We start from the raw sequence: 25,676 nt of genomic DNA on the forward strand, positions 1-25,676 counted from the left end.
AGCCAGGCAGCCAGGCAGCCAGGGGCTGCTGTCGCGCCTGGTCATCGGCGGCTTGAGGCAGCCTTCCGCGCCTGCGGGAGGTGGTACGCGGCGCATGGTGCGGTAGACTGTGAGGCTGGTCGCCGAGATGCGGCACGTATAACGAGAAGGAGAAGACCCGCCATGCGCTTTGTTCCACGTTTTACCGATGGCCAGGAATTTCCCCATGCGCTCGGCAAGATTGTCTGCGTCGGCCGCAACTATGCCGATCATGCCAGGGAACTCGACAATCCGGTGCCCAGCGAGCCGTTGCTGTTCATCAAGCCGGCGACCTCTGCGGTCCCGCTGGAAGACCCCATCGATGCGCCCTTCTCCCGGGGCGAGGTGCACTACGAGACCGAGCTGGCGCTGCTGGTCGGCGAGGAGCTCTCCCACGTCACCGCGGACGAGGCCGAGCGTGCCATCGTCGGCATCGGCCTGGGGCTGGACCTGACCCTGCGCGACCTCCAGACCCGCCTCAAGGAGAAGGGGCATCCCTGGGAAACCGCCAAGGCGTTCGATGGGGCCTGTCCGCTCTCCTCCTTCCTGCCGCTCTCCCAGGTGCCCAACTGGAGCGCCCTGGCCTTTACCCTCGAGATCGATGGTGAGTTGCGCCAGCGCGGCGAGGGCGCCGACATGCTGTTCCCGGTCGCCACCCTGGTGGCGGAGATGAGTCGCCACTTCACCCTGCAGCCGGGCGATGTGGTGCTCACCGGCACCCCGGCCGGCGTCGGCCCGCTGCCCCGCGGTGCCGAGCTGCACTTCACCCTGACCGGCGGCCTGGAGTTCACCACTCACGTGGTCGAGTGAGTCTGCTGCGTTTCCGCTCCCCCGAACACGACGACGCCCCGCAGCCAGGCTGCGGGGCGTCGTCGTGTTCGGGGGAGCGGTGGCCGGCTACTCCAGGTAGGTATACCCGGCCAGCCCCTCGGAGAGGTCGTTGAGGAAGCGCTGCTGCTCGGCCTTCTCCAGGCCGCTGGCGGCGAGCTGTTCGGCGAGGTTGTTGCGCAGCACCTCGGCATCGAAGTTGACGTAGCTGAGCACGTCGGCGACCCGATCGCCCTGCTGGATATGGCTGAGGGTCCAGCTGCCGTCCTCGGCCAGGGTGGCGTCCACCGAGTCGGTGTCGCCGAACAGGTTATGCAGGTCGCCGAGGATCTCCTGATAGGCGCCCACCAGGAAGAAGCCGAGGAGTTGTTCGTCGCCCTCCTGCCACTCGGGCAGAGGCAGGGTGGTCTCCACGCCCTGACCGTCCACGTAGCCGTCGATGCGCCCATCGCTGTCGCAGGTGATGTCCTGGATCACCCCGCGGCGCACCGGCTCCTGGTCGAGGCCGGTCAGCGGCAGCACCGGGAAGATCTGCTGGATGCCCCAGACGTCGGGCACCGACTGGAACAGCGAGAAGTTGACGAACAGCTTGTCGGCGAGCTTCTCGGCCAGCTCATCGGCGATCTCGCGGTGGGCACGGTTGCGGGTATCGAGACGGGCGCGTAGCCTCGCGCAGGCCGCGAAGTAGATTCCCTCGCCCTCGGCCCGGGCGTTGATGTCGGTCATGCCGATCACGAAGCGCTCATGGAGCTCGCCCATGGCCTGCACCAGGTCATGCCACGCCTCGACCAGGCCGCGCGGTTCCACCTGTTCGTGGAGCAGGTCGTGGACACGCCACAGCTCCTTGACCTGAGGGTCGTCCTCGATGCGGCGCTCCGGAGCGGTCTCGCTGATCCGCTCCTCGCCGATCACGTTGGCGATCAGTACCGCGTGGTGGGCGGTCAGCGCCCGGCCCGACTCGCTGATCAGGTGCGGCTCGGGCAGGTCATGCTCCTGGCACGCCAGGCGGAAGGCGTAGACCACGTTGCGGGCATACTCGAGCATCGAGTAGTTGGCCGAGCAGAAGCTGCGCGAGCGTGTGCCCTCGTAGTCGACCCCCAGGCCGCCGCCCACGTCCACGGTGTCCACCGGGGCGCCCAGCTCCACCAGGCTCTGGTAGAAGCGCGCACACTCGCGCAGGCCGCGCTGGATGTCGCGGATATTGGCGATCTGCGAGCCGAGGTGAAAGTGCACCAGCTGCAGGCTTTCCAGGGCGTCGGCCTCGCGGAGCTGATCCACCACGGCCAGGATCTGGCTGGCGGTGAGGCCGAACTTGGACTTCTCGCCGCCGGTGTTCTGCCAGCGGCCACGGCCCACGGTGGCCAGGCGTGCGCGCAGGCCGATACGCGGCTTGACGCCGAGCTCGGCGGCCTCCTGGAGGATCAGCGGCAGCTCCGAGAGCTTCTCCACCACCAGGTAGACGCGGTGGCCGAGCTTCTCGCCCATCAGCGCCAGGCGAATGTACTCGCGGTCCTTGTAGCCGTTGCAGACGATCAGCGAGGGGCCGTCGCCGGAGAGCGCCAGCACGGCGAGCAGCTCCGGCTTGCTGCCGGCCTCGAGGCCCACCCGGTCGCGGCCGCGCTCTGGCGTGGCAAGGATCTCCTCCACCACGCGGCGCTGCTGGTTGACCTTGATGGGATAGACCGCGGTATAGCCGCCGCCGAATTCCTCTTCGGCCATGGCGGTGTCGAAGGCGGCGCAAAGCTGCTCGACGCGGTCGTGGAGGATATCGATGAAGCGCACCAGCACCGGCAGGCGCAGGCCGGCGGCCTTGAGCTCGGCCACCAGGTCGTCGAGCGGCAGGGCCGGGCCCTCGATCTCGCTGCCCAGGGGGCGCACCAGGGCGTGCCCGGAGTCGTCCACGTCGTAGTAGCCGCTGCCCCACTGGTCGATGTTCCAGACGCGCCGAGCGCGCTTCGCCGGGCTGCCGGCACTGGCCATGGAGAGACTCATGCATTCACCTCTGGAAGGGGGAGGGCGCCGTGCTCAAGGCGAGCCTGGAGGATGGTGCGAAACCGTTCGGGGTCGTGGGGGGTGAGATCGTGGGCCGGAGGATCCACGTAGACCACCAGCAGCCGTGACAGCCAGTAGCGCAGCGCGGTCATGCGCAGCATCATCGGCCAGGCGTCGCGTTCGGCGGCGGTGAGCGGCCGGCGGGCCTGGTAGGCGCCGAGCATGGCGTCGTGGCGCTCGACATCCAGCCGGCCGTTGGGCTCGGTGGCCCAGTCATTGATCACGATGGCCAGGTCGAAGAGCAGGTCGCCCGTGCAGCCGTTGTAGAAGTCGATCAGCCCGCCCAGGCGGTCGTCCTCGAACAGGGTGTTGTCGCGAAACAGGTCGCCATGCAGGGCGCCCTGGGGCAGCGCCGGAGCATCGCCGAAGCACCCCTGGTAGGTTTCCACCTCGTCCTTCATCAGCGTCTGGTCTTCCGGCGAGAGGTAGACCAGCACCTTGTGGTGCATGGGCAGCAGCCAGTGGAGGTCGCGCGGGTTCGGGCGATGGCCGGGAAAGTGCTGCGACACCTTGTGCATATGGCCCAGGGCATCGCCCAGGGCCCGGCACTGGGCCAGGTTCGGAGCCAGCGGGGACCTGCCGGGCAGCTTCGGGAACAGCAGGGCCGGCTTACCGGCCAGGCGGTGCAGTGCTACGCCGTCGCGGTCGTGCAGGGGGCCCGGCACCGGCAGGCGGTGCTCGTCCAGGTAGTCGAGCAGGTCGACGAAGAACGGCAGCTCCTCGTGCTCGCCCTGCTCGAACAGCGTCAGCACCAGCTCGCGCCGGTCGGTGGTGACGAAGAAGGTGCTGTTCTCGGTGCCGGCGGCCACGCCTTCCAGGGAGACCAGCGAGCCGGAATCGAAGCGTGCCAGGAAGTCCGCGACCTGGGTCTCGGATAGCGGTGTGAATACGGCCATGTGTCTCTCACCCGGGAATGCCAAGCCGCCTATTGTAGCGACTTGGCCGAGTGATGCACGCGTCCTGACCCTGTTAAAGCCCCCGGTCAGAAAGTCCGCAGGATCCACTGCGGCACGGCGAGTCGGTCGCCGTCCTGGCGTTCGAAGTTGCCGTCGCCGTCGTGGTCCACCAGGTAGTAGGAGGGGCCTCGCGAAGGCCGGATCTCGATGGCGTAGAGCTCGCCGTTGATGCGGTATTCGCGGATGGTGCGATCCTCTTCCTGGCGGATGGTGATGTCCGGCTCCAGGTCCGCGGAGGACTGGGCCAGGGCGGGGCCGGTGGCGACCAGCGCAAGCCCCAGCAGCAGGGCGATAAGGGTGCGTGTCACGATCATGGTGGCCTCCTGGCCGCAGTGCGGCAGATATAGTGGCGATGCCTTCAGTGTATGACGTTGCTGACCCGCGGCCCACCACCCGCGGCAAAATGGCCGGGCAATGCGTATCATGGGTGATCAGGATCACTTCCCGCTCAGTCTCAATGGATGCCTTGCATGGCCGCTACCCCCATCGTACTCGTCGACGGTTCTTCCTACCTCTACCGCGCCTTTCACGCCCTGCCGCCGCTGACCACCTCAAACGGGCAGCCCACCGGCGCCATCAAGGGCGTGCTCAACATGCTGAAGCGGCTGATCAAGGACTATCCGGACAGCCCCATGGCGGTGGTCTTCGATGCGCCGGGCAAGACCTTCCGCGACGAGCTGTTCGAGGCCTACAAGGCCCACCGCCCCCCGATGCCCGATGACCTGCGCTCCCAGGTGGCGCCGTTGCACGCCTGCGTGAGGGCGCTGGGGCTGCCGCTGCTGTGCATCGAGGGGGTGGAGGCCGACGATGTCATCGGCACCCTGGCTCACCGAGCCACCGAGGCCGGCCGCGACGCGGTGATCTCCACCGGCGACAAGGACATGGCCCAACTGGTGAACCAGCACATCACCCTCGTCAACACCATGAAGGACGAGACCCTGGACGGCGAAGGCGTGAAGGAGAAGTTCGGCCTGCCGCCCGAGCTGATCATCGACCTGCTGGCGCTGATGGGCGACAAGGTCGACAACATCCCCGGGGTCCCCGGGGTGGGCGAGAAGACGGCGCTGGGCCTGCTGCAGGGCATGGGTGGCGGTCTCGAGACCATCTATGCCGACCTGGAGCGGGTCAAGGAGCTGGGCTTTCGCGGCGCCAAGACGCTGCCGAAGAAGCTCGAGGAGCACCGCGACCAGGCGTTTCTCTCCTACCAGCTGGCCACCATCAAGACCGACTGCGAGCTGCCGGTGGGCCTCGACGACCTGGACATCGCCCACCCCGACCGCGAGGCGCTCCTCGAGCTCTACCGCGAGTACGAGTTCAAGGCCTGGCTTTCCGAGCTGCTGGAGGGCAGCGACAGCGGCGTCGATGACGTCGCCGGCGGCAAGCCGACCCCGGTGGATGCCGAAGCGCCCCCCGGCAGCGCTGCACGGGAGGACCAGGTGATCCTCGAGCAGGCCGCGCTGGACGCCTGGCTGGCGCGCCTGCAGGTGGCCGAGGCCTTCTGCTTCGACCTTGAGACCACCAGCCTGGCCTACATGGAGGCGCAGATCGTCGGGGTGGGGCTCTCGCTCGTGCCGGGGGAGGCGGCCTACATCCCGCTCGCCCACGACTACCTGGATGCCCCCGCCCAGCTCGACCGCGACGCCGTGCTTGCCGCCCTCAAGCCGCTGCTGGAGGATGCCGCCAAGACCAAGATCGGCCAGAACCTCAAGTACGATATCTCGGTGCTGGCGAACTATGACATCACCGTGGCGGGGCCCCTGGAGGACACCATGCTGGAGTCCTACGTGCTGGACTCCACCGCCACCCGCCACGACATGGACTCCCTGGCGCTGAAGTACCTGGGGGAGAAGACCGTCTCCTTCGAGGAGATCGCCGGCAAGGGGGCCAAGCAGCTCACCTTCAACCAGATCGCCCTTGAGCAGGCGGCCCCCTACGCCTGCGAGGACGTCGACATCACCCTGCGCCTGCATGGCGAGCTGCGCCCCCGCCTCACGGCCACCGGACGCCTGGCCGAGGTGCTGGAGGCGATCGAGTTGCCACTGGTGCCGGTGCTGTCGCGGATGGAGCGCACCGGCGTGGCGCTGGACCCGGAACGACTCCATGCCCAGAGCCGTGAGCTCGAGGTGCGTATCCGCGAGCTCGAGGCCCGCGCCCATACGCTTGCCGGGCGAGAGTTCAATCTGGGCTCGCCCAAGCAGCTCGGCCAGATCCTCTTCGAGGAGCAGAAGATTCCGGTGCTGAAGAAGACCCCCAAGGGGGCGCCCTCCACCGCGGAGGCGGTGCTCGAGGAGCTGGCGCTGGACTACCCGCTGCCCAAGGTGATCATGGAGCATCGGGGGCTCGCCAAGCTCAAGTCCACCTACACCGACAAGCTGCCGCGGCTGGTCAACAAGGCGACCGGGCGGCTGCACACCAGCTACCACCAGGCGGTCACCGCCACCGGGCGGCTCTCCTCCAGCGACCCCAACCTGCAGAACATCCCGATTCGCACCGAGGAGGGGCGCAAGATCCGCCAGGCCTTTATCGCCCGGCCCGGCTATCGCATCGTCGCCGCCGACTACTCGCAGATCGAGCTGCGCATCATGGCGCACCTCTCCGAGGACAAGGGGCTGCTTGCGGCCTTCGCCGAGGGTCGCGACATCCACGCCGCCACCGCGGCAGAGGTGTTCGGGGTGTCCCTGGAGAAGGTCTCGGGCGAACAGCGGCGCAGCGCCAAGGCGATCAACTTCGGCCTGATCTACGGCATGAGCGCCTGGGGCCTGGGCCGCCAGCTGCATATCGAGCGCAACCAGGCCCAGACCTGGATCGAGCGCTACTTCGATCGCTACCCTGGGGTAGCCCGCTACATGGAGCGCATCCGCGCCCAGGCGGCGGAGGATGGCTTCGTCGAGACGGTGTTCGGCCGGCGCCTCTACCTGCCGGAGATCCACTCCCAGAACCGCGCCCGCCGCCAGGGGGCCGAGCGCACCGCGATCAACGCCCCCATGCAGGGCACCGCGGCGGACATCATCAAGCGCGCCATGATCGATGTGGACGCCTGGCTCGCGGCCGGCGAGATGGACGCCTGGATGGTGATGCAGGTCCACGACGAGCTGGTGTTCGAGGTGGCGGAAGCGCAGGTGGGCGCCTTCATTGAGCAGGTGAAGGGGCGCATGCAGGCCGCCGCCGAACTCAGCGTGCCGCTGATCGTCGAGGCGGAGAGTGGGGCGAACTGGGACGAGGCCCACTAGGGACTGGCCTGTGGCGCTTGTTCATTCTTGTGGGAGCCACGCTTTGCGGGCGGTTCGACGCTTCGACGAATGGAGGAGACCGAAGGGCTCCTGGGCGGTAGGCGCTAGCGCCAGCAACACCGCCGGGGCGCCTGCGGCGCCATTCGCCCGGCAGAGCCGATCTCCCACCAGTAGCCTCGAGGCCTGCACTTAGTCCCTCAGCACCGTGGCGGTGCGCTGGGGCTCCAGGCTGACCCGTTCGCCAATTCGCCACAGGGTGTGGCTGGGGGTGATGGCGCAGAACTGCTGTCCGTGCTGCTCCAGCAGGTAGAAGCAGTCGTGGCCGCGGAATTCGCGCTCGACGATGGTGGCGCCCTGGCCCTCGGGGGCCGCGGAGAGTGCCAGGTACTCGGGGCGCAGCGAGAGGCGCACCGGGCCGCGGCGGTGGCTGTCGATGGCCACCGGGCCGAGGGCGGTGCGGGCGATCTCGCCGTCGGCGTTGCCCTCCAGCAGGTTGGTGTGGCCGAGGAACTCCGCCACGAAGGAGGTGGCCGGCGCCTGGTAGATCCGCTCCGGGCGATCCATCTGGATCAGCTGGCCATAGTGCATCACCCCCACCTGGTCGGCGAAGGAGAGCGCCTCGGCCTGGTCATGGGTGACCAGGATCACCGAGGTGCCGGCGGCCTTGAACAGCCGGCGCACCTCCTTGCGGGTCGATTCGCGCAGGGCGGCATCGAGATTGGAGAAGGGCTCGTCGAGCAGCACCAGTTCGGGCTCGGCGGCGAGCGTCCTGGCCAGGGCCACGCGCTGCTGCTGGCCACCGGAGAGCTGGTCGGGCATGCGCGCGGCGAGATCCGCGAGGCCCACCAGGTCAAGCCACTCCCGCGCCTTGGCGGCCCGCTTGGCCTTGGGCACATGGCGCATGGCGAAGGCGACGTTCTCGCCCAGGCTCATGTGCGGGAAGAGGGCGTAGTCCTGGAAGACGATCCCGATGCGGCGCTGCTGGGGCGGCAGGCGGGTCACGTCCTCGCCGCGGAGCAGGATCTCGCCGGCATCGGGGTGCTCGAAGCCGGCGATCATGCGCAGCGTGGTGGTCTTGCCGCAGCCGCTGGGGCCGAGCAGCGCAAGGATCTCGCCGTTGTCCAGGGAGAAGCTCACGTCCTCCACCGCCAGCGGGTCCTGGCGGCGGTAGCGCTTATGCAGGCCGCCCACCGAGAGCAGCGGCTCGGGCAGCCGGGTCGGTACTCCCTGAGGAGCGGCCTTGAGGTTGAGGTTGGACATCATTTGCCCTCCTTGGTGAGCAGCAGGCCCACGGACAGGCTGGAGAACACCACGATGGCGGCGGCGAACGGTGCCGCCTCGGCCAGCATGCCTTCCGAGGTGCGGGTGAAGACGGTGACCGCCAGGGTCGTGTAGCCGGTGGGGGCCAGCAGGAAGGTGATCGGCAGTTCCTTCATGCACAGCACGAAGACCAGTACCACGCCGGCCATGATGCCGCGGCGCAGGCGCGGGAAGATCACGTTGACGAAGGTGCTGACGGGACCGTGGCCCAGGGAGTGGGCGGCCTCCTCCATGCTCGGCCGGGTCTGCAGCAGGGCACTGCGAATCGGGCCCAGGGCCAGGGCCAGCGAGGCCATGGCCCAGGTGATGATCAGCATCGCCAGGGTCTGGTAGAGGAAGGGCGCGGTGCGCAGCGAGAAGAACACCATGGCCAGCGCCAGCGCCAGGGGCGGCAGGGCATAGCCGATATAGGCAGAGCGCTCCACCAGGGTGGCGAAGGGCGAGCGGTAGCGCACCGTCAGGAAGGCGACCGGCAGGGCGAAGGCGGCGGCCAGCAGGGCGGCTGGCAGGGCGGCGCCGGCGGAGCGCAGCAGGGTACCGGGCACCCGGGCGAAGAAGGAGAGGTCCGGCGGCGCCAGCAGCAGCCAGTAGGCCAGGATCATCACCGGCAGGCCGATGGAGGCGGTGAACAGGGCGATCAGGTAGGGCCAGGCCAGCAGGCGTGCCCGGCCCAGCGGCTGGGGCGTCATCGGACGCGCCACGCCGGTGCCGATCCGTGCCAGCTTGCGCTTCACCACCAGGCTGTCGAGCATCACGAAGCAGGTGGCCAGCGCCAGCAGCATCAGCGCCAGCCAGGCGGCGTAGACGCGATCGAAGGCGCCGGAGTACTGGGTGTAGATGGCGTAACTGAAGGCCTCGTAGCGCATCAGCGCCACGGCGCCGAAGTCGCCCAGCACGTAGAGGGTGATCACCAGCCAGCCGGCCATCAGCGCCGGCATCAGGTGGGGCAGGGTCACCCGGCGGAAGATCTCGCCCTGGGTGTAGCCCAGGCTGCGCGCACTCTCCTCGAGGTTGCCGTCGAGGCCGGACAGGGCGGCGCGCAGGTTAAGGAACAGGTAGGGAAAGGTGTAGAGCGACAGTGCCAGGGTGGCGCCCCAGTAGCCCTGCAGGCGCGGTAGCTGGAGGCCGGTGAGCTGGGCCAGCACTCCGTAGTTGCCGCCCAGGCCGATCAGTGCATAGGCCATCACGTAGCCCGGCACCGCCAGGGGGATCACGCCGAGGAGGGTCAGGGCCTTCTTGAAGCGGATGTCGGTGCGAGTCACCAGCCAGGCCAGCGGGAAGGCCATCAGGGTGGTCAGCGCCACCACCCCGCCGGCCAGGGCCAGGGTGTTGAGCAGCAGCTGCAGGTTGCGGGGCCGGAAGACCAGGTCGACGAGGGTGGCGCTGTCGGCCTCGAACGCGCGCAGCCCCAGATAGACCAGTGGCACCAGCATCACGCCTGCCGCGACCAGCGAGGGCAGCAGGATATGCAGCGGCACGCCGCGGGGCAGCAGCCGGGGCAGGCCCGGTGTGCGGTGCGGCGTGGCGGAATGGCGCATCGAGTTCATGGTGCCTCATCGGTGGAGACCTGCCGCCAGCGGGCGGCAGGTCGCTGGCCGGGGTTACAGCAGCCCGGCGTCACGCAGCAGTCTCAGGGTGCCCTCGAGATCGTCCAGATCGTCCAGGTCGATCTGCGGGGAAACCTCGAGCAGGCGGTCGAAGTCCTCGAGCACCGGGTTCTGGATCACCTCGCGGGTGACCGGGTACTCGTAGACGTTGGTGGTGAAGTACTGCTGGGCGGCCGGCGAGAGCAGGAAGCGCACGAACTCCACGGCGGCCTCCTGGCTGTCGCTGCTCTCGAGCACCGCGATACCGGCCACGTTGACCAGGTTGCCGATGTCGCCGTCGGCAAAGAAGCCCTGCTCCACCGGGAAGTCGGCGTCGGCGGCCAGGAAGCGGGGCAGGTAGTAGTTGTTGACCAGGCCGAAGTCGATCTCGCCGTCGGCGATGCCCTGCACCTGGGTGCCGTTGTTGCGGTAGGTCATCGCGCCGTTGGCCTTCATTCCCTCGAGCCACGCCAGGGTGCGATCGTCACCGTGCTCGACTCGCATGGCGGTCACGAAGGACTGGAAGGAGCCATTGGTGGGCGCCCAGCCGACGCGGCCCTCAAAGCGCTCATCCACCAGGTCGAAGATGCTCTCGGGATGCTCATCCTCGCTGACACGCTCCGGCGAGTAGGCGAAGACCCGGGCGCGACCGCTGGCGGCCACCCAGTTGCCGCTCTCGCTGGTGTAGATGGTGGGCAGCCCCTCGTAGATGTCGGCGGGCAGCTCGGCCAGCAGGCCGGCCTTGCTCAGCTCGCCCATGGCGCCGGCGTCCTGGCCCCAGTAGAGGTCGGCGGGGGAGCGGTGACCCTCCTCCTGCAGCAGCACCGCCAGCTGGGCGGTGTCTCCATAGCGCACGGCGACGCTGATGCCGGTGTTCTTCTCGAACTGGCTGATGATCGGCTCGACCATGGATTCGCCGCGGCCAGAATAGAGGGTCAGGCCGGCGGCCGAGGCCAGTGGGGCGGCGAGCACGGTGGCCAGGAGGGTGGCGGAGGCGAACAGCGACTTCTGCATGTCTGGATGATCCTTGGGTTGGCGGTCGATACGAATCCGCTCTATGGCGGTTAGCGGTCCACGGCCAGTTTCGGTCTATCGAGACGATAGCAAAATTATTGTCTGCTGCAAATGATAATGATACGCAAAAGGGTTTTCATGACGCATGTCAATTTCTGCCCTGCCAGTGGCCGAGCGGTAGAAGCTCGGCATTGAAAACCAAAACCGGAGCGCCCGCCATGCAGGGCATGGCGGGCGCTCCGGTCGGTCGGCCGGGTGCGGGGGTCAGTAGCCCAGCAGCGCCGAGGGCAGGCCGGTGATGATGGCCGGGAAGAAGGCCATCAGCAGGCAGGCCAGCACGATGATGGCCACGAAGGGGATCACCGCCTTGTAGAGGTCGACGATCTCCACCCCCGGTGGCGCCACGCCCTTCAGGTAGAAGAGCGCATAGCCGAACGGCGGGGTCAGGAAGGAGGTCTGCAGCACCACCGCCACCATCACCACGAACCACAGCACGTCGACGCCCATCTGCTGAACGATCGGCAGCATGATCGGGAAGCTGAGCAGCACGATGCCGGTCCAGTCCAGGAACATGCCCAGGATGAACACCAGGAACAGCATCAGGATCAGCGCGCCGGTGGTGCCACCGGGCATCGCCAGCACCAGCTCGCTGATCACCGTCATGCCGCCGCCGCGGGAGAACACCCCGGTGAAGGCGGTGGCGCCCACCAGCACCAGCATCACCATGGTGGTGGTCTTGCCGGCATCGATCAGGGTGCGGTAGCAGGTGGAGAGCTTGCGGTCGCCGAAGATCATGAACAGCAGGAAGGCGATGAAGACCCCGATGGCCGAGGCCTCGGTGGCGGTGGCGATGCCGGTAAACAAGGCGCCGAGCACGCCGAGGATCAGCGACATGGGCGGCAGCACATACTTGGCCAGCATGATCAGCAGTTGGCCGGTGCTGGTCTCGGCACGCTCCTCGGCCGGGACTTTCGGCCCGTAGGAGGGCTTGATGTAACAGATGATCAGCACATAGAGGGCATACATGACGCCCAGCATCACCCCCGGGACCAGCGCTCCGGCAAACAGCGCACCCACCGACACCGGCGAGTAGCTGGCCATCAGGATCAGCATGATGCTCGGCGGAATCAGGATGCCCAGGCAGCCGCTGGCCATGATGACCCCGGAGCTGAGCTCCTTGTTGTAGCCGTACTTGAGCATCGGCACCAGGGCGATCATGCCCATCACCGCGATGGAGGCACCGACGATGCCGGTGGTGGCGGCCAGCAGCACCGAGACGATGACCACGGTGAGCGCCAGGCCGCCGCGCAGGTTCGCCAGCAGCAGTCGCATGGTGTCGAACATCTTCTCGGTGACGCCCGAGTCGTTCAGGAAGCGCGCCATCAGCACGAACAGCGGGATGGCCACCAGCACATAGTTGTCCATGGCGTTGCCATAGATGTTGTTGATGATGGTGCCGAGCACGCGCTCGCCGGGGCCCAGGTAGGCGCCGATGACGGCCACGCCGCCGAGCACGAAGGCCAGCGGATGGCCCATGAACAGGCCGACCAGCAGGCCGCCGAACATGAAGAGGGTGAGCAGTTCGGGACTCAGGTTCATGCGGTTTCCTCCCGCAACTGCTGGATGGCACGGATGACGATGGCAATGGCCTGGAGCAGGATCAGCACGGCGGCGAAGACGATCACCCCCTTCACCGGATAGACCGGGATCGAGACCATGCCATAGGTGGTCTCGCCGCGGCTGAAGGAGCGCATGAAGAAGCTCCAGCCGAATGTCAGCAGCATCCAGATGAAGGGCACGAAGAAGATCAGGTAGCCGAGGAGGTCGATGACGGCCTGCTTGCGGCGCGAGAGCAGGCGCTTGAGGACGTCGACCTCGACGTGGGCGTGATGGCGCAGGCCATAGGCGGCCATCAGCATGAAATGGGCACCGAACAGCATCTTGGTGACATCGAAGGCCCAGTCGCTGGGTCGGCCGGCGAAGTAGCGCAGGGCGATATCGTAGAGGACGATCAGCGTGATGACGGCAATCAGAGGGGCAATCAGCCGACCGAACCCCTCGTTGAGGGCATCGATCGCCTTGGCAATGGCATTCATGGTCGGTGGTCTCGAGGGTCTTGGAGGTTAGCTACAGGACGGGAAGTGCCACCGGTGCAGTTCCAGCGCCGGTGGCGATCACTCCCAGGGAACCTCCCGGAATCACCGGGAGGTCTCACTGACGCTTAGAGACAGGCTTCGAGTTCTTCCAGCGACGGGAGGTTATCCATGGTCCGGCTCATGTTGAAGGGCGCGGAGATATCACGCCAGTTGGCGTAATGCTCCAGGTAGCTGACCATGGAGTGGTAGACCTTGGCGTGCATCGGGTCCTCGCAGGCGCCGCGCAGGATCACATCGTTGGTGATGTCCTGGATACGGGCCAGGTCGTCGTCGGAGAGCTGGTGGATTTCCACACCGGCTTCGATGAAGTTGACCGTACCCTCGGTGGACTGGCGCTCGGACCAGGCCAGCGACCAGGCCATGGTGGCGTCGGCGGCGATCTTCAGCTTCGCCTGGGTCTCCTCGGTGAGGGCGTCCCAGGCATCCTTGTTGATCATCACGCCGAACACGCTGGCGGACTGGTGCCAGCCTGGCACCGTCCAGTGCTCGGCCACCTCGGCGAAGCCGACGTTGTAGTCGACGCCCGGGGTGGAGAATTCACCGGCGTCGATCACGCCACGCTCGATGGCCTGGTAGACCTCACCGCCGGCCAGGGTGACCTGGGAGCCGCCCAGTTCTTCCAGTACGCGGCCCTGATCACGGCCGGAGAGACGCAGGCGCTTGCCGTCGAGATCGGCCAGGCTCTCGATGGGCGTACGGCCCATGAAACCGGATTCATTGTTGGTGATACCGTAGGGCAGGTAGACCATGTTGTAGTCGGCATAAACCTCCTGGTAGAGGTCCCAGCCGCCCCACTGCTGGATCCAGTTCAGGTAGTCCACGCCGTTGAACAGGCTGGTGGTGGTGGCCAGGGGCGAGAAGGCCGGGCTGCGGCCGGCCCAGTAGCCGGGCCAGTCACCGGCGGCCTCGATGCTGCCGGTCTCGGTGGCGTCGAACACCTCGGTGCCGGGCATCAGGGTGCCGCCGGCACGGAACTCGATCTGCAGCTCGTCGCCGGCAAGCATATTGACCATATCGGCCCAGTGGCGGTCGATCTGGATCAGGTCGATATTTTCCGGCCAGGTGGTGGTCATGGTCCAGCGTTCCTGGGCCTGGGCGGTGGTGGTGAGGGCGGCCATCGCCACACCGGCAGCGAGGCCGGTGAGGGCAAATCTGGTCATCTTCTTCATGAAGTGCTCCCTGTACGGGTTATTGGTGTTGGTCGAGAAGACGTCTCGGGTGCCGAAGCCATCCCCTGTTGTGTAACGTTGACGGAGAGGCGGCGTCTGCGGCCGGTGGTTGACCGGGCGGGCAGGTTCGGCAACCTTGCCACGCTAGCACGGTGGCACTGTCATAATCGATAGCCTGCTGAAAGGGGGTGGCGGGGCTTCTCTGTGATGGTGGATGGCGTCGTGTCTTCAATATTTATCTTTTAATATCATTTACATAGAGATTTTTTATGGCGGCGGCGGCGAGTTTGGCAGCGTTGAATGCACGAGGTGCTACGACCAAGGTCGCAGGTGATGTCGTTAGGGTGATAACCATGCCCGAGGCGAGGGGCCTTGTCTCTGTTGGAGCAGCAGATAGTGGAGCCGGTTTTGAAGCCTAGTGCGGAACAGGTCGTGGCTCGGGCGGCCGAGCTGGAGCGCCGGTGCTGCCGCGGTCTGGTGTGGCTAACCGGCGAGGCCGGCGCCTGTCGCCACGCCGCCCTGGCGCTGTGGCAGGGCGGGAGCTGGCAGTCGCCGCTGTGGGTGGCACCCGAGGCTCCGCGGGGGCTGGTCGAAGGCGACTGCCTGGCCCCTGGTCGCGCCAGCACCCGGCTGGGCGGAGAGCAGGACCTGCTGGTGTTGGATGCGGTGTCCGAGGGGGCGGGCTTCGACCCCGACGCCTTCGGCGCCCTGGCGGGCACCCTGCGGGCGGGCGGCCTGCTGGTGCTGATGACACCGCCCGACTGGGGCGCGCGGCCCGACGCCGACTACGCTCGCCTGGCGGAGTACCCCTTTCGTCCCGAGCAGCTCAGCGCCCGCTATCTGGCGAGGCTGGCCGGCCTGCTGGACGCGGCCCCCGAGGTGATTCGCTGGCCGGCACCGGGCGCACCCTTCCTGCCCCCCCTGCTGGAGCAGCTCCCGCGAGTGCCTGCCCCCGCTGTGGACCCCGCAAGCGCGGATCCCGACTGCCTGACCGACGACCAGGCCGAGGCGGTGGCGCGCCTGGTGCGCCAGCGTCGGCGCCGCCCGCTGGTGATCACCGCCGACCGCGGGCGGGGCAAGAGTGCGGCGCTGGGCATCGCCTGCGCGCGGCTGCTGGCCGCCGGTGAGGCTGAGATCCTGGTCACCGCGCCGCGGCCGGCGGCGGTGGAGAGCCTCTTCGAGCGCCTCGCGACGCTCTGCCCGGCAGGAGAGCGCCATGGCCTGGATTTCCTGCTGGGCGATCGGCGGGTGCGCTTCGTGGCACCGGACGAGCTGACGCGACTGGCCCAGGCGGGCGCGGCCGGCGGTGCCGGGGCCCGGCTGCTGGTGGACGAGGCGGCGGCGATTCCCGCCGCCCTGCTCGGCGTGTGGCTCAGTGCCTTCCCGCGGATCGCCTTCGCCACCACAGTGCACGGCTACGAGGGCTCCGGGCGCGGTTTCGCGGTGCGCTTCCTCCCGCGTTTAACCCGCGAGGCCCCCGAGTGGCAGGGCCTGCATCTGGGGGAGCCGATTCGCTGGGCGGCGGATGATCCACTGGAGGGGCTGGTCAATCGCCTGCTGCTGCTCGACGCCGAGCCGGTGCCGGCTGCGTCAGCGATGGCGCCGGCCTGGCAGCGGGTGATGCCCGCCGAGCTGGCCCGCGACGAGACCCGGCTGCGCGCCCTTTTCGGCCTGCTGGTGCAGGCCCACTACCGCACCACCCCCGCCGACCTGCGCCGCCTGCTGGATGGCCCCGGTGTCGGCATCGGTGCTCTGGTATCCGATGAGTCGCCGGTGGGCGTGGTGCTCACCGGCGACGAGGGTGGCTTCGATACCGAGCTGGCCGAGCGGGTGGCCCGCGGCGAGCGCCGACCCCGCGGCCACCTGATGGCCCAGTCGCTGGCCGCCCACGCCGGCAGCCGCGAGGCGCTCACGGCCAGGCTACGCCGGGTGGTGCGCATCGCCGTGGCGTCCTCCCATCGTCGCGCCGGGCTGGGGCGGTGGCTGATCGAGCAGGAGGCCGAACAGGCCAGCCGCGACGGCGTCGATCTGCTGGGCGCGAGCTTCGGGGCCGAGCCGGGGCTGATAGCCTTCTGGCGCTCGCTGGGCTTCGTCACCCTGCGCCTGGGGCTGACCCGGGAGACCGCCACCGGCGAGCACGCCCTGATGGTGGCACGTCCGCTCACCAAGCGCGGCGAGGCGCTGGCGGCAGAACTGGCCACGCGCTTCCAGCGCGCGCTGCCGGGGCTGCTGGCCTTCGAGCTGCGTGAGCTTTCCCCCGAGGTCGCCGCCGCCCTTCTCTCGGAAGGGGAAGGCCCGGCGCTGGACGCCGCCGACCGCCGCGACGTCACCGATGTGGCCATCGGTCACCGCGAGCCGGCCCTCGCCCGCCCGGCACTGCAGGCACTGGTGCGCCACGCCTTGGCGCGGGGCGTGCCGGTCGATGACGAATCGCTCTGCCTGCTGGTGGCATGGGGCTTCCAGGGAGCGAGCACCGAGCGGCTGGCCGCCCGGCTCGGCCTCTCCGGGCGCCGCGAGGTCACCGCCCGGCTGCGTCAGGCCGCAGCGGAGCTGCTTGCTGCCGCTTCCCCTGCCGGCGCGGGCTGAGTAAGGTAAGTCGATTATCGCAGAGCAGATATCTCATGAACGAACATCTCGAGCGGCTCGAGCCGCAGCCGCTATGGCGCCACTTCCGCACCCTGTGCAACACGCCGCGCCCCTCCGGCCACGAGGCGGCGCTGGTGGCGATTCTCGAGCAGTGGGCCGAGGCCCGCGGCCTGGCCCATGACCGCGACGCCTTCGGCAACCTGCGCCTGCGCAAGCCGGCCACCCCGGGCTGCGAGGCCGCACCGGGGGTGATCCTCCAGGCCCACCTGGACATGGTGCCCCAGGCCAATGCCGGCTCCTCCCACGACTTCACCCGCGACCCGATCCGAACCCGCATCGGCGATGATGGCTGGCTGCGCGCCACCGATACCACCCTGGGCGCCGACAACGGCCTGGGGGCGGCCGCGGCGCTGGCGATCCTCGAGGACGAGAGCCTCGCGCATGGGCCGCTGGAGGCGCTCTTCACCCTGGAGGAGGAGACCTCCATGGGCGGGGCGCTGAACCTGGCCGAGGAGTGGCTCGCGGGCCGCCTGCTGCTCAATCTGGACTCCGAGGATCGCGGCGAGGTCTATATCGGCTGCGCCGGCGGGGCCGACGTGGTGGTGGAGGCACAGCTGCCGACGGCCCCCGTCGCCGAGGGCGAGGTGGCGATGCGCCTTTCGCTGACCGGCCTCAGGGGCGGCCACTCGGGCATGGATATCCACAAGGGGCTGGGTAACGCCAACCGGCTGCTGGTGCGGGTGCTGCGCGCCCTGGAGGGTTGCGAGGTGCGCCTGGTGGACTACCACGGCGGCACGCTGCGCAACGCCCTGCCGCGGGAGGCCTTCGCCACCCTGGCTCTGCCCGCGGACCAGCGCGAGGCGGCGCTGGCGCGGGTGGCGGCCCTGGAGGCGGAGCTGCGCGCCGAGCTGGCCGGGGTCGACGAGGGCCTGGCTCTGGCCCTCGAGCCCGCGGAAGCTGCCGCCGGCGAGGCGCTCACCGCCCAGACCAGCCATCTGCTGGTGGCGGCGCTGCACGCCGCTCCCTGCGGGGTGGAGCGCATGAGCAGCGAGGTGCCCGGCGTGGTGGAGACCTCCAACAACCTCGGCGTGGTCGGCCTTGCGGCGGGGCGCTTCCATCTCTGCGCCCTGGTCCGCTCGCTGCGGGATAGCGCCACCGCCGACCTGGCCGACCGCTTCAAGGCGCTGTTCGAGCTGATCGGTGCCCGGGTGCGGGTGGAGAACGCCTATCCGGGCTGGACGCCCCGGCCGGACAGCGAGCTGCTGGCACGCTTCTGCCGCCTGCATCGCGAGCGGCTGGGCAGCGAGCCGGCGGTCAAGGTGATCCATGCGGGGCTGGAGTGCGGCATCCTCGGCGGCAAGTACCCGCACCTGGAGATGATCTCCTTCGGCCCGTTGATCCGCGGTGCCCACTCCCCCGACGAGCGGGCGGAGATTGCCTCGGTGGCAGAGTTCTGGACCCTTCTGCGGGCCCTGGTCGAGGACCTGGCCCGCTGAGTGATGGGATTCTCAGCCACGACACCGCCTGTGGGCGCTGCCCTCGTGCAGGCCGATGGTGTGGGTGTTGCTCATGCGGATACCTCCTTGATCGCGATGAGAACAGTCTAACCCGCCGGCCCGGTGGCCGCAGAGCCAATGATGGTCATAGCCACCATAGCCGCTGTGCATGACATGCTGGCGTGCCGACGGGGTTTCAAGGGAGCTGGATCAGATCCTGGCCGCGGTGAAGAGTCGCACCACGCTCTCGGCGCGGTCGGCGAGCAGCTCGGCGCAGCGTGCCAGGGCCTCGTCCAGGACCATGGGACCATCGGCCAGGGCGAAGGCGGCGGTGACGCCCTCGGCGCTGGCCGCCTGCCAGCCCGGCGCCAGGCGGCCGGCCAGCACCACCACCGGCACCCCCTTCGCCCGTGCCGCGCGGGCCACGCCCACCGGGGTCTTGCCGGCCAGGCTCTGCCCGTCGAGCTGTCCCTCCCCGGTGATCACCAGGTCGGCACCCTCGAGCAGCGCCTCGAAGCCAGCCTGGGCCATCACCAGCTCGATGCCCGGGCGCAACTCGGCGCCAAGAAAGGCGCGGGCGGCGAAGCCCATGCCGCCGGCGGCCCCGGCGCCGGGCAGCGTGCGGTGGTCCTCTCCCAGCACCGCGGCGGTCACGTCGGCGAAGCGGCCCAGGGCGGCGTCCAGCCGCGCGACGTCCTCTCCGGTGGCTCCCTTCTGGGGGCCGAATACCGCGCTGGCGCCGCGCTCCCCCAGCAGCGGGTTGTCCACATCCACCGCGGTTTCCACACTAAGGCCGGCCAGGCGCGGGTCGAGCCCGGTGAGGTCGAGTTCGGCCAGCTCGGCCAGGGCCGCACCGCCGGGCGGCAGCTCGCGTCCATCACGATCCCGCAGCCGGGCGCCCAGCGCCATCAGCATGCCAGCGCCGCCGTCGTTGGTGGCACTGCCGCCCAGGGTGAGCAGCAGCCGCTCGGCGCCGGCGTCCAGTGCGGCACGGATCAGCTCGCCCACGCCATGGGTAGTGCTGTGCAGGGCAGTGCGCTCGGCTGGAGCCAGCGCCTGGATGCCGCTGGCCTCGGCCAGCTCCACGAAGGCGGTGCGGCGCTCGGCCAGCCATCCCCAGGCGGCGCTGGCGGGTCGACCCAGGGCGTCCTGCACGGTGGCGGTGCGTCGCTCGGCGCCGGTGGCGGCCAGCAGGGCGTCCAGGCTGCCCTCGCCGCCATCGGCCAGTGGGCACTCGACCAGTGCGATCTCCTCCCCCAGGCGGCGGATGCCGCAGACGATGGCACGGGCAGCGGCCGCGGCGGGCAGGGCGTCCTTGAAACTATCCGGGCAGATGAGGATCTTCATGGGTGTCTCGCAGCGGGGGAATCTGCGCCCAGCTTAGCGCTACGGAAGAGCCAGCTGAAGCGCCGGCGTTCCTTCTGCGGGGTACGATGCGTACACTGCCTCCAGTCCATCCATGGGAGAACGACCATGCGCCCCTGGCAATTGCCTCGCGTACTGGTGATAGCGCTGGTGACAGTGCTGGTGCTGGCCGGATGCCAGACCACCCCCTCCACGCTGCCGGCGGCGGAGCCTCGCCCCGCGGCGGAGTGCCGCTGGTCGGTCGGTGACCGGGCGCCCCATGGCCTGCTCGCCGGGGCCGTGGCGGCACTGGAGGCCGAGGGCTTCCTGATTCGCCACACCGACCTGGCCCTGGGGCTGGTGAGCGCCGAGCGTACTCGGATCCTGCCCGGCTACGGCGACCGCTACGATGGTTGGGACAGGCGCGGCATGTTCGGCGGTATCGGCATCGGCGGCGGTCGCGGCGGGGTGAGCAGCGGCGTGATGATCGGCTTCGGCGGCGTGGGCAGCCTGACCCGGGATGCGACCCAACTGGAGCGGGTCTCGCTGCTGGCCGGGGATGGCGAGGTGCGGGTGAGCCGCGATATCCAGGTGATCGACTGGCGCGGCGAGCTGGCCGAGGCGCGCAGCGCCAGCAGCGCGGAGTTCTGCCGGCGGCTGCGCGATGCCATCGAGGCGGGGGGCGTGTCATGAGGCGCCTGGCGGGCATGCTGCTGCTGGCTCTCCTGGTGGCGGGTTGCGCCACCCCAGTGACCCGGGAGCCACCCCGCGAGCTCGATTTCCCCTATGCGCCGGAGGCGACGCTGCGGGCCTCCGCCCAGGTGCTGATGGCCAACGGCTATGTGGTGCGCCATGCCGATGCCGACCTGGGTCGCCTGGAGGCGGTGTTCTCGCGCTGGCCCGGCTACCGGGTGCTGGTGGAGGTCTCGGGAGAGGGCGAGCAGAGTCGGGTCAGCCTGGCTGCCACCCGCGGCGGTCGCCCGCTGCCGCCGCAGACCCTGGATCGCCTGCTGGTGGAGATGCAGGACCAGCTCGGCATGTGGCGCTGATCACCCCTGAACCGACCTCGGCAAGACACAAGGCTGAAGAACCTGAGAGACATCATGTTCAACCATTTGCGACGACATCTCCGCCTCGCCGCCGTGGCACTGCTGTGCTTCGCCATGAGCGGCCTGGCCCACGCCCACCCCCACGGCTGGATCGACCTGCGCATGCGCCTCGTGGTGGACGATTAGGGCCGGCTCACCGGCCTTCACCAGTCCTGGCGCATGGACCCCTTCTACAGCCTGGTGGTGCTGGAGGAGCTGGGCCAGGCCGGTGGCGAAGGCGGTCTCGAGGCCGCTCTGGACCAGCTCGGCAGCGAGATCCGCGACAACCTGGTGCCCTACAGCTACTACACCGAGCTGACCCTGGCCATCAGCGACTTCTCCGGGGCATCGTCGTCCGCGGCCTGGATGACCCTGCTCGGCATCAGTTTCGGCTACGGGGTCTTCCATGCCGCGGGACCCGGCCACGGCAAGGCGGTGCTCTCTACCTACCTCATTTCCCAGGGCGGCGCGCGGCGCCGAGCCGCCACCCCTTCGGCGGTTGAGCGGAGTGTCAATCGGCCTCGAGGTCGAGCCCCTCCACCAGCGCCAGCACGCGGTCGCGCATGGCGGCGAGCTCGTCCAGATCGTAGCGCCGCGGCTCGCCCTGGCCCCACACCGGCCCCGGCCAGGCCTCGTCGTCCTGGCGGCGCAGCACCAGGTGCACGTGGAGCTGTGGCACCACGTTGCCGAGGCTGGCCACGTTGAGCTTGTCGGCCCCCAGGAACGCCTTGAAGGCCTGGCCGACCCGACTGGCCTCACGCCACAGCTGCTGCTGGTCGGCCTCGTCAAGGTCGAACACCTCGCTGACCCCGCGCCGGCGCGGAATCAGCATCAGCCAGGGGTAGCGGGCGTCATCCATCAGGCGCAGCTGGCACAGCGGCAGCTCGGTGACGGGGTAGCTGTCCTGAGCCAGGCGCTCATCGAGTGCGACGTCTTCCATCTCCTTTCCTCATGCCGGGTCGTGGCCTTCCATCATGCCATATCTCCTCCGGCTCGAGTTCTCCCGCCGCCCCGGCTATGCTGTGCGCCCCTTGACCGGGTGTCGTGACGAGGAGGCCCCATGACCCTGCTGGAAGCCCTGGCCCTGCTCTCGATCGGGGTCGTGGCCGGTTTCATCAATGTGCTCTCGGCGGGCGGCTCGATGCTCACCCTGCCGCTGCTGATGTTCCTGGGCCTGCCGCCCCAGGCGGCCAACGGTACCAACCGCGTCTCCATCGTGCTGCAGAGCATCTCGGCGGTGGCCAGTTTCCTGCGCGCCGGGGCTCGCCATGTGGGACTCTCTCTGCGGCTCTCGGTGCCCGCAGTGGTCGGCTCCCTGGCGGGCGCCTGGCTGGCCCTGCAGGCTGGCGATGCCCTCTTCGAGGCAATCCTGATCGCGGTGATGGCGGGTTCCGCGGTGCTGATGTTGCTGCCCCAGCCGCGGCTGGATACCCGCCCGCTGACACCCGATCGGGTCACTCCGGCGGTCACCCTGGCGATGTTCGCCATCGGGCTCTACGGCGGCTTCATTCAGGTCGGGGTAGGGATCCTGTTTATCCTGGTGCTCTACCGCATGCTGAAGATCGACCTGGCCCAGGTAAACGTCTTCAAGGTGCTGATCATCCTGATCTACACCCTGCCGGCGTTGGCGGTGTTCCTGGTCAACGACCAGGTGCGCTGGAACTATGGCCTGGTGTTGGCTGCCGGCAGCATGATCGGGGCCTGGCTGGGGGTGAAGGTCAACATGAGTCCCCGCGGGGCCTTCGTGGTGAAGTGGCTGACCGTCGCGGTGATTACTGCCATCATCCTGCGTCTGTTACTGGGATAACCCGGCAGGTCGTCGCCGGCAGTGCTAGATTGCATATGGGTATCCAAGATCCACGGGCAAGGAGGCAACTCAATGAAACGCACTATGGCCATCGTGCTGCTGTCGCTTTTTTCCCTCTCGCTGCTTTCTGGCTGCAACACCTGGCGTGGTGTCGGCGAGGATGTCGAGAGGGGTGGAGAGGCGATCCAGCGCTCTGCCGATTGATTCACCGAGCGGAGCCGTCACAGGCCGGAGCGAGTCGACTCGCTCCGGCTCTTTTCATCAAGGAAGAGGAGAAGGCCATGTCCTTCAAGGGTCTCACCCCCGTCATCGCCAGCATGCTGCTGGCCGGCTGTGCCGGGATGAGTTCCCCGCCGCCCCATGAATCGGCGCCGCCGCCGCCACGGGTGGAGGCCCGCGGGGAATGCGGTGCGGCCCAGGTGCAGGATCGCGTGGGGCGCGATTACAGCGAGGCCCTGGGCGAGGCGATCCGCGCCGAGAGCGGTGCGGCCAGGATGCGGGTGATTCGCCCCGGCGAGGCAGTGACTCTGGACTATCGGCCCGATCGGCTCAATGTCCGCCTGGACGAGAACGACGTCATCAGCGAGATCGGCTGCGGCTAATCTCCGGCGGCCGCATCCGGGTCGTCAATGCCGTGCTCGGCCTGGGTGCGACGCTCCTCCTCCTCGGCCTGCTTGCGCAGCTTCTTGCGCAGCGCCGCCTTCTCGAACCGCAGCCTCTGCAGCCGGGTCGCCAGCGCCAGCGGCGGCACCGGGGCTGGCTGTCCCTCGTCATCCACCGCCACCATGGTCAGGTAGCAGCTGTTGGTGTGGCGAATCAGCTTCTGGCGGATATCCTCCGCTACGACCTTGATGCCGATCTCCATGGAGGAGCGCCCCACGTGGTTGACGCTGGCCAGGAAGGTCACCAGTTCGCCCACGTGGATGGGCTGCTTGAACAGCACCTGATCCACCGAGAGGGTCACCACATAGTGGCCCGAGTAGCGGCTGGCGCAGGCGAAGGCCACCTCGTCGAGCTTCTTGAGGATGGCACCGCCGTGCACCTTGCCACTGAAGTTGGCCATGTCGGGAGTCATCAGCACGGTCATGGAGAGCTCGTGCTGGCCGGGCAGGTTGGTGTGTTCCACGTCAGTCTCCATGGCGGTCCGGTAGGTCATCATGGTGGCCGTTGTCGATATGGTGGTGCCGCCGCTGGGCCGGGTGGGGCGGCTGCCAGGGCCAGTGGCCTTCCACCTCGACGTGCAGGGTGAAGCCCAGGAAGGCGCGGATCAGGACCACCGTGGCCAGGGTCATCACGCTCTCACCGCTGTTGAGCACGATCACCGTCTTGATCAGGTCGCCGGCGATCAGGAAGTCCAGTCCCAGCAGGATGGCACGGCCGATGCCGTGGCGGTACTCCAGATAGGCGTGGCGGCTGTCGTAGAAGTGTCGGTGCTGCACGAAGCGCCGTGTCGCCATGGCGAAGCCGCCGACGATGACCAGCACCCCCAGGGCCTCGATGGCCAGGGCAACGGTGTTGATCACCTGCTGGAACCAGCTCATGGTCTTCGCTCCCTGACGGCGGAAGAGGGCGCCCCCGGCGCTGGGGTCGGGGGCGCAGGTGGGTCAGAACCAGGTCAGGCCGACAGAGATGACCGCTCCGGTGATGATGAGCTGGATCAGGCAGAAGCCCATGATGTCCTTCGCCTTGAGGCCGGCGATGGCCAGCACCGGCAGGGCCCAGAAGGGCTGCAGCAGGTTGGTCCAGGCGTCGCCCCAGGCGACGGCCATGGCCACCCGCGCGATATCCACGCCCAGCGCCTCGGCGGCTGGCAGCATGACCGGCGCCTGCACGGCCCACTGGCCGCCGCCGGAGGGCACGAAGAGGTTGACGATGCCCGCGCTGATGAAGGACCAGAACGGCAGCGAGGTCTCGGTAGCGAACGACACCAGCGCCTCGGACATGGTGGCCGCCAGGCCCGACTGCACCATGATCGCCATGATCCCGGCGTAGAAGGGGAACTGGATGACGATGCCGGAGCCCCCCTTGATCGCCTCGTTCAGGCTGATCAGCAGGCTGCGGGGGGTGCGGTGCAGGACGATGGCCAGGAACAGGAACAGGAAGTTGACGATGTTCAGGTTCAGCCCACCGCCGCGCAGGACGAAGTGGTCCAGCAGGTAGATCAGCCCTGGAATACCCACGAGCCACGCCAGGATCACGCTGTTCTCGAGGCGGTCGGCGGGGCGGCGGATGCGCGACTGGGCTTCTTCCTCGTCAGCCAGCAGCTTGGGGTCGACGTAGACGCTATCCTTCTCGTCGGGAAGCATCAGGCGGTTGACCAGCGGGATGGTGATGAACAGGCAGACCACGATGGCCAGGTTGAAGAAGGCGAAGATGGTCGAGCCGGTGCCGATCACGCCGATCTGGTCGGCGCTGAAGTGGCCGTCTGTGGCGATGGTCAGCGGAATGGAGCCGGCCAGACCACCATGCCACACCACGAAACCGGCGTAGGCGCTGGCCACCAGCAGGCGGTAGTCCACCCTGACCAGGCGGGCCAACTCTCTGGCGAACAGCGCGCCCACCACCAGGCCGAAGCCCCAGTTGATCCAGCTGGCCACCATCGACACATAGGTCACCAGCAGGATGGCGCCGCCGGGGCCCTTGGCCAGCGCTGCCAGGCGCTGCAGCAGCTTCTTCACCGGCGGTGAGCTGGCCAGCATGAAGCCGGTGACCAGCACCAGCAGCATCTGCATGGAGAAGGTCAGCAGGTTCCAGAAACCATCCCCCCACATGCGCATCACCGCCAGGGGCGTCTGGCGCTCCACGGCGATGGCGGCCACCGCGGCGATCAGGGTAAGCAGCAGCACGAAGATATAGGGGTCGGGCAGGTAGCGTTCGACCAGCTTGACGGCCGGCCTGGAGAGGGCCTTGAGCATGGGAGTTCCCTTTGTTTTGAAACCGTTGTGAGATCGATCTGTTGTCGAGATTGGCGTGTCTCAGAGAAAGTAGCGCAGCTTCAGGGGCTTGCGCCACCCTGCTGGCCAACG

General features: G+C 68.4%; 23 protein-coding genes and 2 pseudogenes. 11 read left to right on the forward strand and 14 right to left on the reverse strand.

Features of this window, described 5'->3' with window-relative positions; genetic code table 11:
- The first annotated feature begins 162 nt into the window (after nucleotides 1–162).
- Nucleotides 163–828, forward strand: a complete 666-nt coding sequence (locus IBX53_RS06690; protein ID WP_290907037.1) for a fumarylacetoacetate hydrolase family protein — start codon at nucleotides 163–165, stop codon at nucleotides 826–828.
- 87 nt (nucleotides 829–915) lie between these two features.
- Here IBX53_RS06690 and speA read toward each other — a convergent pair whose 3' ends face one another.
- The 3 genes from speA to IBX53_RS06705 form a co-directional block, all read right to left on the reverse strand.
- Nucleotides 916–2,838: a biosynthetic arginine decarboxylase gene (gene speA, locus IBX53_RS06695; RefSeq protein WP_290907038.1), complete on the reverse strand. Its 1,923-nt coding sequence runs from the start codon at nucleotides 2,836–2,838 to the stop codon at nucleotides 916–918.
- Nucleotides 2,835–3,794, reverse strand: a complete 960-nt coding sequence (locus IBX53_RS06700) for a homoserine kinase (protein ID WP_290907040.1) — start codon at nucleotides 3,792–3,794, stop codon at nucleotides 2,835–2,837. The genes speA and IBX53_RS06700 overlap by 4 nt, the downstream gene beginning before the upstream one ends.
- Before the next feature lie 86 nt (nucleotides 3,795–3,880).
- A complete protein-coding gene (locus tag IBX53_RS06705) occupies nucleotides 3,881–4,168 on the reverse strand; it encodes a DUF2782 domain-containing protein (protein WP_290907041.1) in 288 nt (95 codons plus the stop codon).
- 156 nt (nucleotides 4,169–4,324) lie between these two features.
- On the opposite strand from IBX53_RS06705, the gene polA reads away from it, so the two are divergent.
- Nucleotides 4,325–7,084, forward strand: a complete 2,760-nt coding sequence (gene polA, locus IBX53_RS06710) for a DNA polymerase I (protein WP_290907043.1) — start codon at nucleotides 4,325–4,327, stop codon at nucleotides 7,082–7,084.
- Between the two features lie 189 nt (nucleotides 7,085–7,273).
- On the opposite strand, the gene IBX53_RS06715 is transcribed toward polA, so the two are convergent.
- The 6 genes from IBX53_RS06715 to dctP form a co-directional block, all read right to left on the reverse strand.
- Nucleotides 7,274–8,344 carry an ABC transporter ATP-binding protein gene (locus IBX53_RS06715; RefSeq protein ID WP_290907045.1) on the reverse strand — a complete coding sequence of 357 codons (1,071 nt, stop codon included), beginning with the start codon at nucleotides 8,342–8,344 and terminating at the stop codon, nucleotides 7,274–7,276.
- Nucleotides 8,344–9,951 (reverse strand): iron ABC transporter permease, encoded by a 1,608-nt coding sequence (locus IBX53_RS06720; protein ID WP_290907047.1) that lies wholly within the window; start codon nucleotides 9,949–9,951, stop codon nucleotides 8,344–8,346. The genes IBX53_RS06715 and IBX53_RS06720 overlap by 1 nt, the downstream gene beginning before the upstream one ends.
- 54 nt (nucleotides 9,952–10,005) lie before the next feature.
- Nucleotides 10,006–11,004: an iron ABC transporter substrate-binding protein gene (locus IBX53_RS06725; RefSeq protein WP_290907049.1), complete on the reverse strand. Its 999-nt coding sequence runs from the start codon at nucleotides 11,002–11,004 to the stop codon at nucleotides 10,006–10,008.
- A 264-nt stretch (nucleotides 11,005–11,268) separates the two neighbouring features.
- Nucleotides 11,269–12,603, reverse strand: coding sequence for a TRAP transporter large permease subunit (locus tag IBX53_RS06730; protein ID WP_290907051.1), 1,335 nt, complete (start codon nucleotides 12,601–12,603; stop codon nucleotides 11,269–11,271).
- The gene (locus IBX53_RS06735) at nucleotides 12,600–13,100 is read right to left on the reverse strand and encodes a TRAP transporter small permease subunit (RefSeq protein WP_290907053.1); all 501 of its coding nucleotides are present in this window, start codon (nucleotides 13,098–13,100) and stop codon (nucleotides 12,600–12,602) included. The genes IBX53_RS06730 and IBX53_RS06735 overlap by 4 nt, the downstream gene beginning before the upstream one ends.
- A 125-nt stretch (nucleotides 13,101–13,225) precedes the next feature.
- Nucleotides 13,226–14,329, reverse strand: coding sequence for a TRAP transporter substrate-binding protein DctP (dctP, locus tag IBX53_RS06740; protein WP_290907055.1), 1,104 nt, complete (start codon nucleotides 14,327–14,329; stop codon nucleotides 13,226–13,228).
- A 432-nt stretch (nucleotides 14,330–14,761) separates the two neighbouring features.
- Between dctP and IBX53_RS06745 the strand changes: the two genes are divergently transcribed.
- Both IBX53_RS06745 and IBX53_RS06750 read left to right on the forward strand, forming a co-directional pair.
- Complete coding sequence (locus IBX53_RS06745) at nucleotides 14,762–16,915, forward strand: GNAT family N-acetyltransferase (RefSeq protein WP_290907057.1); 2,154 nt, start codon at nucleotides 14,762–14,764, stop codon at nucleotides 16,913–16,915.
- A 35-nt stretch (nucleotides 16,916–16,950) separates the two neighbouring features.
- Nucleotides 16,951–18,411, forward strand: a complete 1,461-nt coding sequence (locus IBX53_RS06750; protein WP_290907059.1) for an aminoacyl-histidine dipeptidase — start codon at nucleotides 16,951–16,953, stop codon at nucleotides 18,409–18,411.
- A gap of 210 nt (nucleotides 18,412–18,621) precedes the next feature.
- Here IBX53_RS06750 and IBX53_RS06755 read toward each other — a convergent pair whose 3' ends face one another.
- Nucleotides 18,622–19,758 carry a glycerate kinase gene (locus tag IBX53_RS06755; protein WP_290907061.1) on the reverse strand — a complete coding sequence of 379 codons (1,137 nt, stop codon included), beginning with the start codon at nucleotides 19,756–19,758 and terminating at the stop codon, nucleotides 18,622–18,624.
- A gap of 126 nt (nucleotides 19,759–19,884) precedes the next feature.
- Here IBX53_RS06755 and IBX53_RS06760 point away from each other — a divergent pair, with 126 nt between their 5' ends.
- The 4 genes and pseudogenes from IBX53_RS06760 to IBX53_RS06775 all read left to right on the forward strand — a co-directional run.
- Entirely contained in the window at nucleotides 19,885–20,448 is a 564-nt protein-coding gene (locus IBX53_RS06760) for a hypothetical protein (protein ID WP_290907063.1), read from the forward strand.
- Nucleotides 20,445–20,804, forward strand: coding sequence for a hypothetical protein (locus IBX53_RS06765; RefSeq protein ID WP_290907065.1), 360 nt, complete (start codon nucleotides 20,445–20,447; stop codon nucleotides 20,802–20,804). Before IBX53_RS06760 ends, IBX53_RS06765 begins: the two co-directional genes overlap by 4 nt.
- A 54-nt stretch (nucleotides 20,805–20,858) precedes the next feature.
- Nucleotides 20,859–21,155: pseudogene (locus tag IBX53_RS06770) on the forward strand (DUF1007 family protein); the annotation flags it as partial.
- Between the two features lie 3 nt (nucleotides 21,156–21,158).
- Nucleotides 21,159–21,326: pseudogene (locus IBX53_RS06775) on the forward strand (sodium:proton antiporter); the annotation flags it as partial.
- Between the two features lie 28 nt (nucleotides 21,327–21,354).
- Here the strand turns inward: IBX53_RS06775 and IBX53_RS06780 are convergent.
- Nucleotides 21,355–21,783: an HIT domain-containing protein gene (locus IBX53_RS06780; protein WP_290907067.1), complete on the reverse strand. Its 429-nt coding sequence runs from the start codon at nucleotides 21,781–21,783 to the stop codon at nucleotides 21,355–21,357.
- Between the two features lie 120 nt (nucleotides 21,784–21,903).
- Between IBX53_RS06780 and IBX53_RS06785 the strand changes: the two genes are divergently transcribed.
- The 3 genes from IBX53_RS06785 to IBX53_RS06795 all read left to right on the forward strand — a co-directional run bounded on the left by IBX53_RS06785 (nucleotide 21,904) and on the right by IBX53_RS06795 (nucleotide 23,252).
- Nucleotides 21,904–22,650, forward strand: coding sequence for a sulfite exporter TauE/SafE family protein (locus tag IBX53_RS06785; protein WP_290907069.1), 747 nt, complete (start codon nucleotides 21,904–21,906; stop codon nucleotides 22,648–22,650).
- A 72-nt stretch (nucleotides 22,651–22,722) separates the two neighbouring features.
- Nucleotides 22,723–22,854 carry an entericidin A/B family lipoprotein gene (locus IBX53_RS06790; protein ID WP_290907071.1) on the forward strand — a complete coding sequence of 44 codons (132 nt, stop codon included), beginning with the start codon at nucleotides 22,723–22,725 and terminating at the stop codon, nucleotides 22,852–22,854.
- Between the two features lie 77 nt (nucleotides 22,855–22,931).
- Entirely contained in the window at nucleotides 22,932–23,252 is a 321-nt protein-coding gene (locus IBX53_RS06795; RefSeq protein ID WP_290907073.1) for an I78 family peptidase inhibitor, read from the forward strand.
- Here IBX53_RS06795 and IBX53_RS06800 read toward each other — a convergent pair.
- The 3 genes from IBX53_RS06800 to IBX53_RS06810 form a co-directional block, all read right to left on the reverse strand.
- On the reverse strand, nucleotides 23,249–23,788 hold the full coding sequence (locus IBX53_RS06800) for an acyl-CoA thioesterase (protein ID WP_290907079.1): 540 nt from the start codon (nucleotides 23,786–23,788) through the stop codon (nucleotides 23,249–23,251). The genes IBX53_RS06795 and IBX53_RS06800 overlap by 4 nt on opposite strands.
- On the reverse strand, nucleotides 23,778–24,191 hold the full coding sequence (locus IBX53_RS06805; RefSeq protein ID WP_290907075.1) for a DUF1622 domain-containing protein: 414 nt from the start codon (nucleotides 24,189–24,191) through the stop codon (nucleotides 23,778–23,780). The genes IBX53_RS06800 and IBX53_RS06805 overlap by 11 nt, the downstream gene beginning before the upstream one ends.
- Nucleotides 24,192–24,254: 63 nt before the next feature.
- Complete coding sequence (locus IBX53_RS06810; RefSeq protein WP_290907077.1) at nucleotides 24,255–25,565, reverse strand: short-chain fatty acid transporter; 1,311 nt, start codon at nucleotides 25,563–25,565, stop codon at nucleotides 24,255–24,257.
- Nucleotides 25,566–25,676 lie beyond the last annotated feature (111 nt).

Origin of the sequence: Halomonas sp. (assembly GCF_014859505.1) — a bacterium.
Taxonomy (GTDB): domain Bacteria; phylum Pseudomonadota; class Gammaproteobacteria; order Pseudomonadales; family Halomonadaceae; genus Halomonas.